Genomic DNA, 15,006 nt, shown 5'->3' with positions numbered 1-15,006 from the left:
AAAGTGATGCCGGTTACTTCTTCCGTATCGTGGATATTATTGTCTGGGAAGTGGAATTACAAGGGATTACCGCCAGGGCGTCATGGCTGCTGATAGGTGTTCGCGGGCCCGGAACAACCGTCCGCGCACGGCCTGCGGGCTGATGCTCAGCGCAGCGCCGATCTCCGCATAGCTCTGTCCATGGATTTCACGCAGGAGCCAGCAGGCCCGCTGATCCGCAGGAAGCAGGGAGAGGGCCCGCCGAAGCGCCTCCAATTCTGCCGCCACCTCCGCCGTCCGGTGCGGATCCGCTTCCCGGTCCGGGTCGCGGGCGGTGGCAACCGCGGCAGCGTCAGCCAGCGGATCGGCGCCCGGCAGGTCCTGCGGGTGGGAGGTGCGGTGCCGAAGCACGTCCAGGCAGCGGTTGGTTGCCGTCCGGTAGACCCAGCCGCCGAAGGCTTCCTCCCGGTTCAAGGTCGGGAGCATCCGCCAGCCGGCCGTCAGCGTGTCCTGCACGACGTCCTCGGCATCACCGCGGTCCCGAAGCATGCGGTAGGCGAGGCGGAACAACCTGCGCTGGTAAATGGCCACCAGATACTCGAAGGCGGGCAGGTCTCCTCCGCGGGCCAGGGCGACCAGGGCGGCCTCGTCCGGATGCCGGTTCCCTGGCCCGGTGCGCGGGGATCTCCCGCCGTTATGCGCCGCCTGCGGCAGCTCGGATCCCGCCATGGTGTCCCTGTCCCGTCCGGCAGCGGCCGGACGTGGGTCGATTGTCCCAGAACGGGGGCCATGACGGAATAACCGCAGGACGGGCAGGGCGAAAGACGGTTGAAGTCCCGGTTCTGCCGTGACGATTCGGGCCTTCGCGCGTCATTAACTCTGTAAGGGACGCGCGCGGTGCATCCGCAATGAACGCAGGAGATGATTCCCATGGCAGATCCATCAAAGACAGCGGGGGCAACGTCCGCTACGGCCCATCCCCAGGGTGCCCAGAGTATGCAGACCGGACAGGGTTCTCCCCAGGGGCAGGGCAGCTCCTCTGCCTCGCCGTCGACTGACGCCGAGCGCCGGACCGGACCGCTGCACACACCCCGGGGCGACACCACCATCGAGGAAACCGTGGTGCAGAAGCTGGCCGGCATGGCCACCCGCGAGGTGCCGGGCGTGCATGCCATGGGCAATGCCGCCCGGCGGGCCTTCAGCTCCATGACCGAGAGGATCCCGGGTTCACAGACCAACGTCAGCAACGGCGTCACGGTGGAAAAGGGTGAACGCCAGGCCGCGATCGACGTCAGCATCGTGGTGGAGTACGGCTTTTCCGTGGTGGAGGTGAGCCAGGGCATCCGGCGCAACGTCATCCGGTCTGTGGAAAACGCCACCGGCCTGGAAGTGCTGGAGGTGAACGTGAATGTCACCGATGTCCACCTGCCGGATGAGAACGAGGACCAGGACGACCAGCAGCCTTCCAGCCAGTCCAAGAGCCTGGAGTAAGGGCCGTACAACAACCAAAAGGAGGACTCCATGTCCGCAACGCGGTGGTGTCTGTTAATCGGGCTGGTGCTGGGAATCGTGCTGGCCTTCGGCGGTTGGCTGGCCTTCCTCATTACGCTGCTGTTCGGCCTGATCGGGCTGCTGGTGGGGTTGGTGGCGGATGGGAAGGTGGACGTGGCGGGAATGCTCGGTAAAGCGTCAAGCCGATGAGCATTCCCTCGGCACTGCCGTCGCTGCATTCGGGGCGGGATGCCGATGACCGCGGCGAAACCGTCCTGGCCCGGCGGGTGCTGGAGAAAACGGCCAGCCAGGTAGCCCGGGATGAAACGTTTGCCGGCGGAAGCTCCGGAGGATTCCTCGGTATCGGCAGCCGCGCGGATCTTTCCGCACGGCCGGATGCCAGCGTGGAGTTGGCCGGAAACGTCGCCAGCCTCAAGGTCACTGTGGGGTTGCCGTATCCGATGCCGCTGCGCCAGGCCACCGAACAACTGCGCCGCCGGATCACGGAGCGGGTCACCGAGCTGACCGGAGTCCAGGTGCGGCAGGTGGACATTACGGTTGCCTGGCTGAAGCCGCCGCAGCGGGATACGCGTGGTCGAAGGAAACTGCAATGAACGCGAAGATCCCGCCGCCGGTGTCCATGCGGCGCAGGCCCAGCCGCTCCGTTCCCGCAGCAATTTCCGCCATCGTGATGCTGGCGCTTGGTGTGGGCCTGGTCTGGGCCGCCGTCGCCCGCCTTCTTCAGGAGAGTTGGCCGGCCTTCGTGACGGAACCGCTGCGTTGGCTCTCCGAGACCGGGTGGGACAGCACCCGGGGCTGGACGGGCACCGTAGTGCTGCTCCTAATCGGGTTGATCCTGCTGCTGTGCGGAATGGTCCCCGGAGACTTCTCCGCACTGCCGCTGCGGGCCAAGCCGGTGAATATGCCGGGGCTGCCCGGAGCGGGGGAATCGGGCGGCGTTCCGTCGGTCCGGGGCGGGGAAACCGTGGTGATGAGCCGGCGCGCAGTCGCGCGGTTGGCGGCATCCACCTGCGACCACATTGACGGGGTGGCCTCCGCCTCCGCGACGGCGTCCTCGCGCAAGGTCCATCTGGACGTGAGGACGGCGCTGCACGGCACCACCGATTTGCAGCACTGGGTGGTGGACGGGGTACGCTCCCGCCTGGCCGCCACCGGACTGGATCCGGTGCCGGAAGTCACGGCAACCATCCGCACGCGGGACTGACAGCCGGAACCAGGACAGGAAGGCAGGGGCAATGAGGCACCATTCAGGAAGAGCCAACCGGACCTGGCTGATTATCCTCGGGGTCCTTTTCCTTGCTGCCGGAGTGCTGGCAGCACTTATCGCCAGCGGAACGCTCGATCGCCTCATCGGCGGCAGCCCGGGCCGTTCGGACCGGGTGCTGTCCGAATCTGACGGCCAGGGGTTCCTCGCGGGGGAGTACGTGCCCTGGGGCATGCTGCTGGCCGGGGTGATCCTGGGCATCCTGGGGCTGTGGTGGCTTCTGGCGCAGATTCCCCGGTCCCGGCCGGCGGGGACGTTCCGGCTGCAGGAAGACCCGGCGCACGGCGTCACCGTGTGTGATCCGCAGGTGCTGGCCTCCGCCGTCAGTAATGAAACGGAACAGCTGCCCGGAGTGGTGGGCTCAACCGTCCGCCTGCGCGGCACTGCGGACGAGCCGGACCTAGCCATGAAGGTGACGGTGAATTCCGATGCCGACGTGCAGGGCGTGATCGCCCGGATCCAGCAGGAAGTGGTGCCGCATCTGGTCTCGGCCCTGGAGGTGCCGCTGAATACCTTCGGACTGGAGATAGACGCCAGCAGCAAAGCCGGTGCCCCGGGAGGCGGCGCAACGGTCAGCTCCCGGGGAACGGTGGTGTACTAGGCGCCGCTTATGGCTTCGCGGCGGTGAGCGCCGCGCGCTCGCGGGCGACGTCGTCGTGGTGTGCAGCCACCCGTGCCTGGTGCACGGGGGTCCGCCGCAGGACGGCATAGACAATGCCCAGCAGGACGAACCACGCGGGCGTCACGAGGAGCGCCTGCAGCGTGTCTGCCTGGGTGGTGAGCGTCCACAGGATAAACGCGAAGAACGCCAGCACGAGGTAGGCCATCACGACGCCGCCGGGCATCGGAAACTTCGACGCCTCATGCAGCTGCGGCCGGCGCTTGCGGTACACCAGGTAGCTGATCAGGATGATGGACCAGACGAACATAAAGCACAGGGCCGAAATGGTGCTCACCAAGGTGAATGCCGCGCTGACGGATTCACCCGCGTACAGCAGGGCGACGCCGGCGAGCAGGAAGGTGCAGGAGAAGAACAGGGCGTTCTGGGGCACCTTCCGCCGGGAGAGGCGGCCGAACTGGCGGGGAGCGTCGCCGTCCTGCGCCAGGCCGAAAACCATACGCGAAGTGGAATATATCCCGGAATTCGCTGAAGATGCCGCGGATGTCAGCACTACGAAGTTCACGATGGCCGCGGCGGTGCCAAGTCCGGCCAAGGTGAACATACCGACGAACGGGCTTTCGTCGGCGCTGAATTCGTCCCAAGGGATGACGGCCATCAGGACGGTCAGGGCGCCTACGTAGAAGAGCAGGATACGGATCGGAATGGAGTTCACGGCCCGGGGCAGGTTCTTTTCCGGATCCTTGGTTTCCGCCGCGGTGGTACCCACCAGTTCAATGCCGACAAACGCGAACACCGCGATCTGGAAGCCGGCAACAAAGCCCATCGGCCCGGTGGGGAAGAAGCCGCCGTGTTCCCAGAGGTTGCCGAAGCCGGCGGTAACCCCCTCGCCGTGCGTGAAGCCGGTAAGGATCATGACCAGTCCAACTACGATGAGCGTCAGGATGGCGACGATCTTGACCAGCGCAAACCAGAATTCGGTTTCACCGAACGCCTTGACGGTCGGCAGGTTCAAGGCCAGCAGGAGCAGGATGCAGGCCAGGGCAGGTATCCACAGGGGAGCGTTGCCCCACCAGAAGGTGACGTAGTGGGCAATTGCCACCACGTCTGCAATGCCGGTGACCACCCAGCAGAACCAGTAGGTCCAGCCGGTGAAGAAGCCTGCCCAGGGGCCCAGCAGGTCCGCGGAGAAATCGGTGAAGGACTTGTAACGAAGGTTGGAGAGCAGCAGTTCGCCCATGGCCCGCATCACGAAGAAGAGCATGAAGCCGATGATCGCGTAGACGAAGATCACTGACGGGCCGGCCGCGGAGATGGTCTTGCCTGACCCCATGAACAACCCGGTGCCGATGGCCCCGCCGATAGCCAGCAGCTGGATGTGCCGGCTGGACAGGGAACGGGCGAGGTGGGGTTCTTCCGCCCTGTTTTGCGGCGCGGAAACAGGGCTGTCGCTTGGTGGGCGGGTTATGTGCTCAGACATTGAAATCTCTCTTTTAGGCACCCGCCGGCAGCTCATCCGCCGTAATCGCCTATGCCGCCCGATGAGGCAACCCTGGATGTTGGCGCTGCCGCCGACATTTCAGTTTGGAAGCCGTTAACAGGCCCCGTCAAATTCAGGCAGCTGTGACGTTGCAGGTCACACGGGGGTTGGGAGCCTTCCCGGACGGAAGCCGGGACCACGCGCCCGGGCGTGTCAGAGGGTTGAGGCGGTGCCGGGAGCAGGCTAAAGTTGGCCGTGTCACATCAGCATTCACAACTGAACATGCCTTTATCAGCCGTGGCGGGAGAGTCCCGCCGGATGCGCATCAGCATCGGCGGGCGCCGTAGGAGCAAACCCTCCCCGGGAATCTCTCAGGCCCCCGTACCGCCACAGCGAGGCAACTCTGGAAAGCAGTTCCCGGCCGTGCCGGAAACTCACCGACGGTGCAAGCGGAAGTACACCCGCGGAATCTCTCAGGTCCAATACAGAGCGGGGAGGAGCCGTCGCCGTCGACGTACCCCCGTCTGCCTTTCCTGGAGCCTCACATGCCTGTAGAACCGTCCTCCTCTACTCTTGCCGCCGCGTTTGTGGACCGGCACATCGGTGCCCGTGCCGACGCCGTTGAAACCATGCTCAAGGCTGTCGGCTACGACTCCCTTGACGGTCTGGTGGACATGGCCGTCCCCGCCGCGATCCGGCAGAACTTCCCGTTGGTCCTGGATCCGGCGAAGAGCGAAGAGGAAACCCTCGCAGCCCTGCGGAGGATTGCCGGGAAGAACAAGACGGCCGTCCAGATGATCGGCCAGGGCTACTACGGCACCCACACCCCTCCGGTGATCCTGCGCAACGTGGTGGAGGATCCGGCCTGGTACACCGCCTACACCCCCTACCAGCCCGAAATCTCCCAGGGCCGGCTCGAAGCCCTCCTGAACTTCCAGACCATGGTCCAGGACCTCACCGCACTGCCCATCGCCAACGCGTCCCTGCTGGACGAAGCCACTGCCGTGGCCGAGGCCGTGCTGCTGATGCGCCGGTCCAACAAGGCCCACAGCAACGGCGCCATCGTGCTGGACTCGGAGCTCTTCCCGCAGACCATCGCCGTGGTGAAGGGCCGGGCCAAGGCGCTTGCCTTCGACGTCATTGTTGCCGACCTCGCCAACGGCCTGCCCGAAGGTGAGCTGGCCGGCGTCGTGCTCCAGCAGCCCGGCGCCTCCGGCGTGGTCCGCGACTCTGCCGGCGTGATCGCTGAAGCGAAGGACCGCGGCGCGCTCGTCACCGTGGCCGCGGACCTGCTGGCCCTGACCCTCATCACTCCTCCCGGCGAGCAGGACGCGGACATTGCCGTCGGCTCCGTGCAGCGCTTCGGCGTTCCGCTGTTCTACGGCGGCCCGCACGCCGCCTACATGGCCGTGCGCAAGGGCCTGGAACGTTCCCTGCCCGGCCGCCTGGTGGGCGTCTCCAAGGATTCCGCCGGCACCCCCGCCTACCGCCTGGCGCTGCAGACCCGCGAGCAGCACATCCGCCGCGAAAAGGCGACCTCGAATATCTGCACCGCGCAGGCATTGCTGGCCATCGTGGCCTCCATGTACGCCGTCTACCACGGCCCCGAAGGCCTCACCGCGATTGCCCGCCGCGCCCACGACTCCGCCCGGACGCTGGCTACCGCCCTGAAGGCCGCCGGCGTCGAACTGCTGCACGAGTCCTTCTTCGACACCGTTACTGCCCGCGTTCCCGGCCGTGCTGCGGAGGTTATCGCCGCCGCGGAGGCGAAGGGCATCAACCTGCGCCGGATCGATGCGGACACCGTGGGTATCTCCGCCGACGAAACGACGACGCCGGCCGTGATCGCAGACGTCGCCGCAGCCTTCGGTGCCGCCTCCGTGGAAGCGGCGGACGGCTTCGACCTGCCGGCGGGGCTGCTGCGCACCTCAGAGTTCATGACGCACCCGGTGTTCTCTTCCTACCGCTCCGAAACCCAGATGCTGCGTTACCTGCGCCGCCTCTCGGACCGCGACCTGGCCCTGGACCGCACCATGATTCCGCTGGGCTCCTGCACCATGAAGCTCAACGCCACCGCGGAAATGCAGGCCATGACGTGGCCGGAGTTCGCCTCCATCCACCCGTTCGCTCCGGACTCCCAGACCGAGGGCTGGCGCGAACTGATCGCGGACCTGGAAGAGAAGCTCGCGGTCATCACCGGGTATGACACGGTTTCCATCCAGCCCAACGCCGGCTCGCAGGGCGAACTGGCCGGACTGCTTGCCATCCGCGGCTACCACCACTCCCGCGGCGACGAACAGCGCACCGTCTGCCTCATCCCCGCCTCGGCACACGGCACCAACGCCGCCTCCGCCGTGCTGGCCGGCATGAAGGTGGTGGTGGTGGCCACGGCCGACGACGGCGCCATCGACCACGCGGACCTGCGCGCCAAGATCGATGCGAACCGCGAAAACCTCGCCGCCATCATGATCACCTACCCCTCCACCCACGGCGTGTTCGACGACGACGTCCGCGACGTCTGCGAAGCGGTCCACGAGGCCGGCGGCCAGGTCTACATTGACGGCGCCAACCTCAACGCGCTGGTCGGCCTGGCACAGCCGGGCGAGTTCGGCGGCGACGTGTCCCACCTGAACCTGCACAAGACCTTCTGCATCCCGCACGGCGGCGGCGGCCCCGGCGTCGGCCCCGTGGCAGCCAAGGCGCACCTCGCGCCCTTCATGCCCGGCGACGCCGCCACCTGGACCGGCGGCGAGGACATTCCCGTCTCCGCGTCCCGCTTCGGTTCCGCCGGCGTGCTGCCCATCTCCTGGGCGTACGTCAGCCTGATGGGCGGCGAAGGACTGACCAGCGCCACCAAGCACGCCCTGCTCGCGGCGAACTACGTGGCCGCCCGGCTGAACGAGTACTACCCCGTGCTCTACACGGGCAAGGGCGGACTCGTGGCGCACGAGTGCATCCTGGACCTGCGTGAACTGACCGCCAAAACCGGCGTGACCGCCGAGGACGTGGCCAAGCGCCTGGTGGACTACGGCTTCCATGCCCCCACGCTGTCCTTCCCGGTGGCCGGCACCCTGATGGTGGAACCCACCGAGTCCGAGGACCTGGGCGAGATGGACCGCTTCATCGATGCGATGATCGCCATCCGCGCCGAGATCGACCAGGTGGCGGCCGGGGACTTCACCCTCGAGGGCAGCCCGCTGCGCAATGCCCCGCACACCGCCGTCGTCGTTGCAGCCAACGAATGGGACCGCGCCTACCCGCGCGAACAGGCCGCTTTCCCGCTGCGCAGCCTGCGCATGGACAAGTACTTCCCGCCGGTAGGCCGGATTGACGGCGCCGCAGGGGACCGGAACCTGATCTGCTCCTGCCCGCCCATCGAAGACTTCGAAAACTAGAAGGAACATTCCATGACTGAGAAGTACACGGCGCTCTACGAGGCGCACAAACAGCTGGGCGCTTCCTTCACCGACTTCGGCGGCTGGCAGATGCCCCTCAAATACAGCTCCGAATTGGCCGAACATAAGGCAGTGCGCAGCGCAGCCGGGCTGTTCGACCTCTCCCACATGGGTGAAGTGGAGGTGTCCGGGCCCGACGCCGGGGCGTTCCTGGACTACGCCCTGGTCGGCAAACTCTCCGCAGTGAAGGTGGGACGCGCCAAGTATTCGCTGATCACCAACAATGACGGCGGGATCATCGATGACCTGATCAGCTACCGGCTCGCGGACGATTCCTACCTGGTGGTCCCCAACGCGGGCAACGCCGACACCGTCGCCGCCGAACTGGCGTCCCGCGCCGAGGGCTTCGACGTCGCGGTGAACAATGTCTCGGCGGAAACCTCACTGGTTGCCGTGCAGGGCCCCGTTGCCGAAGCCATCCTGCTGGACCTGGTCCCCGCCGAACAGGCTGAGACCGTTACCGGGATGAAGTACTACGCCGCGGCTACGGTGGGCATCCGGGCGGGGGAGCGGACCTTGGACCTGCTCGTGGCCCGCACCGGGTACACCGGCGAAGACGGGTTCGAGATCTACGTCCCCAACGACGACGCCGCGGACCTCTGGTCTGCGCTGCTGGCTGCCGGTGAGGGCCGGGGGCTGATTCCGGCGGGCCTGGCCTGCCGCGATTCGCTCCGCCTGGAAGCCGGGATGCCGCTCTACGGCAACGAACTCACGCTGGACACGGACCCGTACGCCGCTGGCCTGGGACCCGTCGTCGCCCTCTCCAAGGAGGGGAACTTTGTGGGCCGTTCCGCGCTCGAAACCCGTAAGGCCGCCGGACCTGCCCGCCGCCTCGTGGGTCTCAAGGGCTCCGGCCGGCGTTCGGCGCGCAGCCACTACCCGGTTCTCAGCAGTGACGGCGAAACGGTTATCGGTGAAGTCACCTCCGGCGCTCCCAGCCCGACCCTCGGCTTCCCTATCGCCCTCGCCTATGTGGATGAGGCCTACACACAACCCGGCACGGAACTTAACGTCGACCTCCGTGGCAAACCCGAATCCTTCACGGTTGTCGAGCTTCCTTTCTATAAGCGCAGCAAGCAGTAGCGCCAAAGACAAAAGATTCTTGTGACGGCGGCGCGAGCTGCCGTCGTGAGGCAACGTAGCGCGAGCGACCGGCAGTAGTGGGACGTGAGTGCGTGCAAGGCGAGTCCAACGAGTCGGACGCGGGGCATTCTGTGTAGCCCGCATCGCCGAGCGAGGAACGAGCGAGGTGTCTAAGGGGCGGCGAATGCCGCCCCGCGGGCACTCGGAACCTAGACTTTGAACCAGACACGATCAACTTTTCGAGAGGCCCAAGATGAGCAAAGTAAACGCAGGACTCCGTTATTCCGCCGAGCACGAGTGGGTCGACTCCTCGAGCCCCGTCCGCGTCGGCATTTCAGCCGTCGCCGCAGACGCCCTCGGCGATGTCGTTTATGTTGACCTTCCCGCCGTCGGCGACACGGTGACCGCCGGCGAAACCTGCGGCGAGGTTGAGTCCACGAAGTCCGTCTCGGACCTCTACGCTCCGGTTTCCGGTGAAATCGTGGAGATCAACCAGGAGGCCATCGACAATCCGGCCCTGCTGAACGAGGACCCGTACGGCGCCGGCTGGCTGTTTACCGTGAACGCCACGAGTGAAGGCGCACTGCTAAGCGCCGAGGAATACGCGGAGAAGAACGGCGGCGACCTGTGAGCGATTACCTCAATGACTCCCTCGCGGTAGTTGACCCCGAGGTCGCAGCGCAGATCGACAACGAGCTCCGCCGGCAGCAGCAGGGCCTGGAGATGATCGCCTCCGAGAACCACACTGCCGTTTCCGTCATGGAAGCCCAGGGGTCGGTGCTGACCAACAAGTACGCCGAAGGCTACCCGGGACGGCGCTACTACGGCGGCTGCGAATTCGTGGACGTCATTGAGCAGTTGGCCATCGACCGCGCCAAGTCCCTCTTCGGTGCGGGCTTCGCCAACGTGCAGCCGCACTCCGGCGCGCAGGCCAATGCCTCCGTCATGCACGCCCTGATCCGGCCCGGAGACACCATCCTGGGCCTGTCCCTGGCGCACGGCGGGCACCTGACCCACGGCATGAAGATCAACTTCTCCGGCCGGCTCTACAACGTGGTGCCCTACAACGTGTCCGAAGAGGACCACCGCGTGGACATGGCCGAGGTGGAGGCCCTTGCCAAGGAACACCAGCCCAAGCTGATCGTCGCCGGCTGGTCCGCCTACGCCCGCCAGCTGGACTTCGCCGAATTCCGCCGCATCGCGGACGAGGTGGGTGCTTTCCTGATGGTGGACATGGCCCACTTCGCCGGTCTGGTGGCCGCGGGACTGCACCCCAGCCCCGTGCCCCACGCCCACGTGGTCACCACCACCACGCACAAGACCCTTGCCGGTCCCCGCGGCGGCATCATCCTGTCCAACGACGCCGACATTGCCAAGAAGATCAACTCTGCAGTGTTCCCGGGTCAGCAGGGCGGTCCGCTGGAACACGTGATTGCCGGCAAGGCGACCGCTTTCAAGATTGCAGCCACCCCCGAGTTCAAAGAGCGGCAGGAGCGCACGCTCGCCGGCGCCCGGATCCTTGCCGAACGCCTGCTGGCCGACGACGTCGCTGCCGCCGGCATCTCCGTGGTCTCCGGCGGAACGGACGTGCACCTGGTGCTCGTGGACCTGCGCAACGCGGCCCTCAACGGCCAGGAAGCCGAAGACCGGCTCGCCCAGATCGACATCACCGTGAACCGCAACGCCGTACCGTTCGATCCGCGGCCGCCCATGGTGACCTCGGGCCTGCGGATCGGCACCCCCGCCCTGGCCACCCGCGGCTTCGGTGAAGACGCATTCCGGGAAGTCGCGGACATTATTGCCAAGGCTCTCATCGCCGGTGAGGACACCGATCTGGCACCGCTGCGCGAACGCGTTACCGCTCTCGCGCAGGCCCATCCGCTGTACCCGGAGGTGGCGGATCTCGCCGCTGCCCCCGCTGCGGCAAACCGTTAGGAAGCACTACCTTGGCTGTCGGCGTTTTTGACCTGTTTACCGTGGGCATCGGCCCATCGAGCTCCCACACGGTGGGCCCGATGCGTGCCGCTGCCGTGTTCGCGGCGGAGCTGGTCGACGCCGGCAGCCTGGCCGACGTCGCCGGCCTGAGGGTGGATTTGTACGGCTCCCTCGCGGCGACCGGCCGGGGCCACGGCACCATGACTGCAGTGCTGCTGGGGCTGGAGGGCTTCGCCCCCGAACTCATCCTGCCCGAACAGGTGGAGCAGCGGCTGGCCGACATTGAGGCGACCCGGAAACTGCAGCTGTGCGCGCAGGTTCCCGGTGCAGTGGCCTGCCCGCTGGAATACGGCGAGGCGGACATCGTGCTGCACCCGCTGACGGTCCTGCCGCGGCACACCAACGGCATGAAATTCGCCGCCCTGGCCGCCGACGGTTCCGCACTGCACGAGGCCACTTTCTTCTCCGTGGGCGGCGGCTTCATCGTCCGCGAGGGTGAAGAGCGGGCGGATGCCCTGGAACTCGAGGCCAGCAAATCCGACCTGCCGTACCCCTTCCGCACCGCCGTCGGACTGCTGCAGCACTGCACCGGCACCGGACTGAGCATCAGCGAAGTGATGCTGGCCAACGAAAAGGTCTCCCGTACCGAAGCGGAGATCCGCTCCGGCCTGCTGCACATCCGCGACGTGATGGAGGAGTGCAAGGACTCCGCCATCCGCCGCACCGGCCTGCTGCCCGGCGGGCTGAAGGTCCGCCGTCGGGCGCCGGCCTGGCACACCCGGCTGCGTGCCGAGGATCCAAACCGGGACCCGAAATTCTGGCAGGAATGGGTGAACCTGGTGGCGCTGGCCGTGAACGAGGAAAACGCGTCCGGTGGACGGGTGGTCACCGCGCCCACCAACGGTGCGGCGGGCATCATCCCCGCAGTGATGTTCTACGCCACCCACTACGGCCCCGGCATGGAGAACGCCACTCCCGAGCAGCGCGACGACGTCGTGGTCCGCTTCCTGCTCGCCGCCGCTGCCGTGGGGGTGCTCTACAAGGAGCAGGCCTCCATTTCCGGCGCCGAGGTGGGCTGCCAGGGTGAGGTGGGATCGGCGTCGTCCATGGCCGCTGCCGGGTTGGCCGAAATCCTGGGTGGCACCCCGGAACAGGTGGAAAACGCCGCTGAAATCGCCATGGAACACAACCTCGGCCTGACCTGCGATCCGATCGGGGGGCTGGTGCAGGTGCCCTGCATCGAGCGGAACGCCATCGGTGCCGCGAAGGCTGTCAACGCCGCGAAAATGGCGCTTTGGGGCGACGGCGAACACCGGGTCTCGCTGGATGAGGTCATTGTGACCATGCGGGAAACCGGCCGCGACATGAGCTCGAAGTACAAGGAAACCGCACTCGGCGGACTGGCCGTCAATGTGGTGGAGTGCTGACGCCCCGTCTCACGTACAGCAAGTGATTTGTGCAATACCACTGGCTTAAGCAAGGCTATGTTGTCGCATTCGACAGCACGCTTACTTGAAACAGGGGTTCGAACCAATGAACGCAGCACGGGCAGTTTCCATGGCACCGGCATCGGAGGACGTGGGGTTGCTCGGCACCATTGACGCCGCCGTCAACTCCTTTTTCGAACCGATTACAGCTGTGTTCTCCGGGATCGTGTTCTTCCCGATCACCATCGGCGACTTCAGCTTCCCCGCAGTCGTTGCCTGGCTGATCATCGCCGGCATCGTCTTTACGTTCTACTTCGGCTTCATCCAGTTCCGCGGACTGAAGGTGGCCATCCAGGTGGTCCGCGGCAAATTCTCCTCAAAGGATGATCCGGGCGAGGTCCCGCACTTCCAGGCCCTCACCTCCGCTCTCTCGGGCACCGTCGGCCTGGGCAACATTGCCGGCGTCGGTGCGGCCATGGCCCTGGGCGGCCCCGGCGCGACCTTCTGGATGATCCTCGCCGGACTGCTCGGCATGGCCTCGAAGTTCGCGGAATGCACGCTCGGCGTGAAGTACCGCGAAGTCCACGAAGACGGCTCCATCAGCGGCGGTCCGTTCAAGTACCTGCCGGTGGCCTTCCGGCGCCTGGGCCATTGGCCCGCGAAGATCCTCACCGGAATCTTTGCGGTAGCGATCCTGATCTTCGGCATTGCCGGCGGCAACATGTTCCAGGCCAACCAGACCTTCGCGCAGATCCAGAACGTCACCGGCGGCGAGGACGGCATCCTCGGCAGTGCGGGAGCGGCCCTGATCTTCGGCCTGGTCCTGGCAGTCCTGGTGGCCGTGGTGATCCTCGGCGGCATCAAGTCGATCGGCGCCACCACCTCCAAGCTGGTGCCCGCCATGGCCGGCGTCTACATCGTGGCCTGCCTGTTCGTCATCATCGTCAACTTCGAGAACGTACCGGCAGCCTTCGGCGCCATCATCGAGGGCGCCTTCCGTCCCGAGGGCTTCGCCGGCGGCATCATCGGCGTGATGATCGTCGGCTTCCAGCGGGCGTCCTTCTCGAATGAGGCGGGCGTTGGCTCCGCAGCCATCGCGCACTCCGCGGTCAAGACCCGCCGGCCGGTCAGCGAAGGCTTCGTGGCGCTCTTCGAACCGCTGGTGGACACCGTGCTCATCTGCACCATGACGGCCTTGGCCATCATCATGGCCTCCACCCCCAGCCTGCAGGCAGGGATCGACCAGGTCCAGGCCGGAGGCGACGCGCCCGACGGCGTCATCCTCACCTCCGACGCCTTCGCCACCGTCCTGCCGTGGTTCCCGATCGTGCTGTCCATTGCCGTGGCGCTCTTCGCCTACTCCACCCTGATCACCTGGTCCTACTACGGCCTGAAGTCCTGGGAATACCTCTTCGGCCGCGGTAAGCGCCGGGAAATCACCTACAAGGTCATCTTCCTGCTCTTCACCGTGGCCGGCTGCGTCCTGTCCTTCAGCCAGGTCATCAGCTTCGCTGACGCCGCCCTCTTTGTCTGCGCGTTCGTGAACCTGCTCGGCGTGTACCTGCTGCTGCCCGTGATCAAGAAGGAAATGAAGCAGTACCTGGCAGACCGCAAGAGCGGAAAGCTGGAGATGCTGGGCATTGACGACGACGACATCGAGGCCGCCGCCGCCACTGCCTAACCCGCGCGTCGGGCACGTTCCCTTGCCGCCAAACTCCTCCGCCGCTTCCGGGTATCGCCCGGAAGCGGCGGGGGAGTTTTTGGTTGAGCCCGTGCCGCGAAGGGTGGTAGACCGTAAGGGAAAACTACGGACAGGGATGGGAATGCCTAAGACCGGCAAGAACGACCACGCAGTGAAGAGCGAACTGCCTTCGACCCTGCAGCGCTCGGATTCCAAGGCCCAGGACACCTTCGCCAAGACCTACGATTCAGCGGTGGAGGAATACGGCGACGGGGAGCGGGCCGCCCGGACGGCGTACGCCTCCCTTAAGCACACCCACGAAAAAGTGGGCGACCACTGGGAGTAAAAGGAGCGGAAGGGACCCTCCGATGCCCGGGCCGCCGAAGGGCGCACTTCGGCCAAGGACACGGCCGGGGGAGTGGACGCCAACGCGTCCAAAGACCACTTGTACGACCTAGCGTCCCGGCTGGACATTCCCGGCCGCTCGAAGATGACCAAGGACGAGCTGGTGGAGGCGCTGCAGAAGGCCAGCGAGAAGCAGACCCGGAAGGCCCGGGAAAGTTAGCGAGGG

Annotated in this window: 13 protein-coding genes, 1 pseudogene and 1 riboswitch; of the genes and pseudogenes, 12 read left to right on the top strand and 2 right to left on the bottom strand. The window is 66.2% G+C overall.

All coding sequences use genetic code 11. The features are described 5' to 3' along the window. Positions 1–66 precede the first annotated feature (66 nt). Complete coding sequence (locus LJ760_RS04770; RefSeq protein WP_227919997.1) at positions 67–708, bottom strand: RNA polymerase sigma factor; 642 nt, start codon at positions 706–708, stop codon at positions 67–69. A 201-nt stretch (positions 709–909) separates the two neighbouring features. Here LJ760_RS04770 and LJ760_RS04765 point away from each other — a divergent pair, with 201 nt between their 5' ends. From LJ760_RS04765 to LJ760_RS04745, 5 genes are read left to right on the top strand one after another with little or no spacing between them, the layout of a single operon-like run. Next, positions 910–1,470: an Asp23/Gls24 family envelope stress response protein gene (locus tag LJ760_RS04765; protein WP_227919993.1), complete on the top strand. Its 561-nt coding sequence runs from the start codon at positions 910–912 to the stop codon at positions 1,468–1,470. 30 nt (positions 1,471–1,500) lie between these two features. Next, a complete protein-coding gene (locus tag LJ760_RS04760) occupies positions 1,501–1,680 on the top strand; it encodes a hypothetical protein (protein WP_227919989.1) in 180 nt (59 codons plus the stop codon). Further along, positions 1,677–2,084: an Asp23/Gls24 family envelope stress response protein gene (locus tag LJ760_RS04755; RefSeq protein ID WP_227919985.1), complete on the top strand. Its 408-nt coding sequence runs from the start codon at positions 1,677–1,679 to the stop codon at positions 2,082–2,084. Before LJ760_RS04760 ends, LJ760_RS04755 begins: the two co-directional genes overlap by 4 nt. Continuing rightward, on the top strand, positions 2,081–2,695 hold the full coding sequence (locus LJ760_RS04750) for a DUF6286 domain-containing protein (protein WP_227919979.1): 615 nt from the start codon (positions 2,081–2,083) through the stop codon (positions 2,693–2,695). The genes LJ760_RS04755 and LJ760_RS04750 overlap by 4 nt, the downstream gene beginning before the upstream one ends. 31 nt (positions 2,696–2,726) lie before the next feature. Further along, complete coding sequence (locus LJ760_RS04745; protein ID WP_227919975.1) at positions 2,727–3,356, top strand: alkaline shock response membrane anchor protein AmaP; 630 nt, start codon at positions 2,727–2,729, stop codon at positions 3,354–3,356. Between the two features lie 7 nt (positions 3,357–3,363). Here the strand turns inward: LJ760_RS04745 and cycA are convergent, their stop codons facing one another. After that, positions 3,364–4,854 (bottom strand): D-serine/D-alanine/glycine transporter, encoded by a 1,491-nt coding sequence (gene cycA / locus LJ760_RS04740; protein WP_227919972.1) that lies wholly within the window; start codon positions 4,852–4,854, stop codon positions 3,364–3,366. 291 nt (positions 4,855–5,145) lie between these two features. Then, positions 5,146–5,251, top strand: a riboswitch (glycine riboswitch). Positions 5,252–5,399: 148 nt separating this feature from the next. Between cycA and gcvP the strand changes: the two genes are divergently transcribed. From gcvP to LJ760_RS04705, 7 genes and pseudogenes are all read left to right on the top strand, one after another. Further along, a complete protein-coding gene (gene gcvP, locus LJ760_RS04735) occupies positions 5,400–8,249 on the top strand; it encodes an aminomethyl-transferring glycine dehydrogenase (protein WP_227919965.1) in 2,850 nt (949 codons plus the stop codon). Between the two features lie 12 nt (positions 8,250–8,261). Then, on the top strand, positions 8,262–9,392 hold the full coding sequence (gene gcvT, locus LJ760_RS04730) for a glycine cleavage system aminomethyltransferase GcvT (RefSeq protein ID WP_227919963.1): 1,131 nt from the start codon (positions 8,262–8,264) through the stop codon (positions 9,390–9,392). Between the two features lie 253 nt (positions 9,393–9,645). Beyond that, positions 9,646–10,023, top strand: a complete 378-nt coding sequence (gcvH, locus tag LJ760_RS04725; protein WP_227919961.1) for a glycine cleavage system protein GcvH — start codon at positions 9,646–9,648, stop codon at positions 10,021–10,023. Then, on the top strand, positions 10,020–11,327 hold the full coding sequence (gene glyA / locus LJ760_RS04720; RefSeq protein WP_227919950.1) for a serine hydroxymethyltransferase: 1,308 nt from the start codon (positions 10,020–10,022) through the stop codon (positions 11,325–11,327). The genes gcvH and glyA overlap by 4 nt, the downstream gene beginning before the upstream one ends. 11 nt (positions 11,328–11,338) lie before the next feature. Further along, entirely contained in the window at positions 11,339–12,754 is a 1,416-nt protein-coding gene (locus tag LJ760_RS04715) for an L-serine ammonia-lyase (RefSeq protein WP_227919946.1), read from the top strand. A gap of 106 nt (positions 12,755–12,860) precedes the next feature. After that, positions 12,861–14,435, top strand: coding sequence for an alanine/glycine:cation symporter family protein (locus LJ760_RS04710; RefSeq protein ID WP_227919943.1), 1,575 nt, complete (start codon positions 12,861–12,863; stop codon positions 14,433–14,435). A 142-nt stretch (positions 14,436–14,577) separates the two neighbouring features. Next, positions 14,578–15,000, top strand: a pseudogene (locus tag LJ760_RS04705) (ChaB family protein). Positions 15,001–15,006 lie beyond the last annotated feature (6 nt).

It is taken from the genome of Arthrobacter sp. zg-Y895, assembly GCF_020731025.1.
GTDB lineage: Bacteria > Actinomycetota > Actinomycetes > Actinomycetales > Micrococcaceae > Arthrobacter_B.
This window is presented reverse-complemented; position numbering and strand designations above follow the sequence as displayed.

Bases quoted from the DNA above. Each gene is read 5' to 3' on its own strand.
- LJ760_RS04770 (WP_227919997.1), bottom strand. From the start codon at position 708: ATGGCGGGATCCGAGCTGCCGCAGGCGGCGCATAACGGCGGGAGATCC.
- LJ760_RS04765 (WP_227919993.1), top strand. From the start codon at position 910: ATGGCAGATCCATCAAAGACAGCGGGGGCAACGTCCGCTACGGCCCAT.
- LJ760_RS04760 (WP_227919989.1), top strand. From the start codon at position 1,501: ATGTCCGCAACGCGGTGGTGTCTGTTAATCGGGCTGGTGCTGGGAATC.
- LJ760_RS04755 (WP_227919985.1), top strand. From the start codon at position 1,677: ATGAGCATTCCCTCGGCACTGCCGTCGCTGCATTCGGGGCGGGATGCC.
- LJ760_RS04750 (WP_227919979.1), top strand. From the start codon at position 2,081: ATGAACGCGAAGATCCCGCCGCCGGTGTCCATGCGGCGCAGGCCCAGC.
- LJ760_RS04745 (WP_227919975.1), top strand. From the start codon at position 2,727: ATGAGGCACCATTCAGGAAGAGCCAACCGGACCTGGCTGATTATCCTC.
- cycA (WP_227919972.1), bottom strand. From the start codon at position 4,854: ATGTCTGAGCACATAACCCGCCCACCAAGCGACAGCCCTGTTTCCGCG.
- gcvP (WP_227919965.1), top strand. From the start codon at position 5,400: ATGCCTGTAGAACCGTCCTCCTCTACTCTTGCCGCCGCGTTTGTGGAC.
- gcvT (WP_227919963.1), top strand. From the start codon at position 8,262: ATGACTGAGAAGTACACGGCGCTCTACGAGGCGCACAAACAGCTGGGC.
- gcvH (WP_227919961.1), top strand. From the start codon at position 9,646: ATGAGCAAAGTAAACGCAGGACTCCGTTATTCCGCCGAGCACGAGTGG.
- LJ760_RS04710 (WP_227919943.1), top strand. From the start codon at position 12,861: ATGAACGCAGCACGGGCAGTTTCCATGGCACCGGCATCGGAGGACGTG.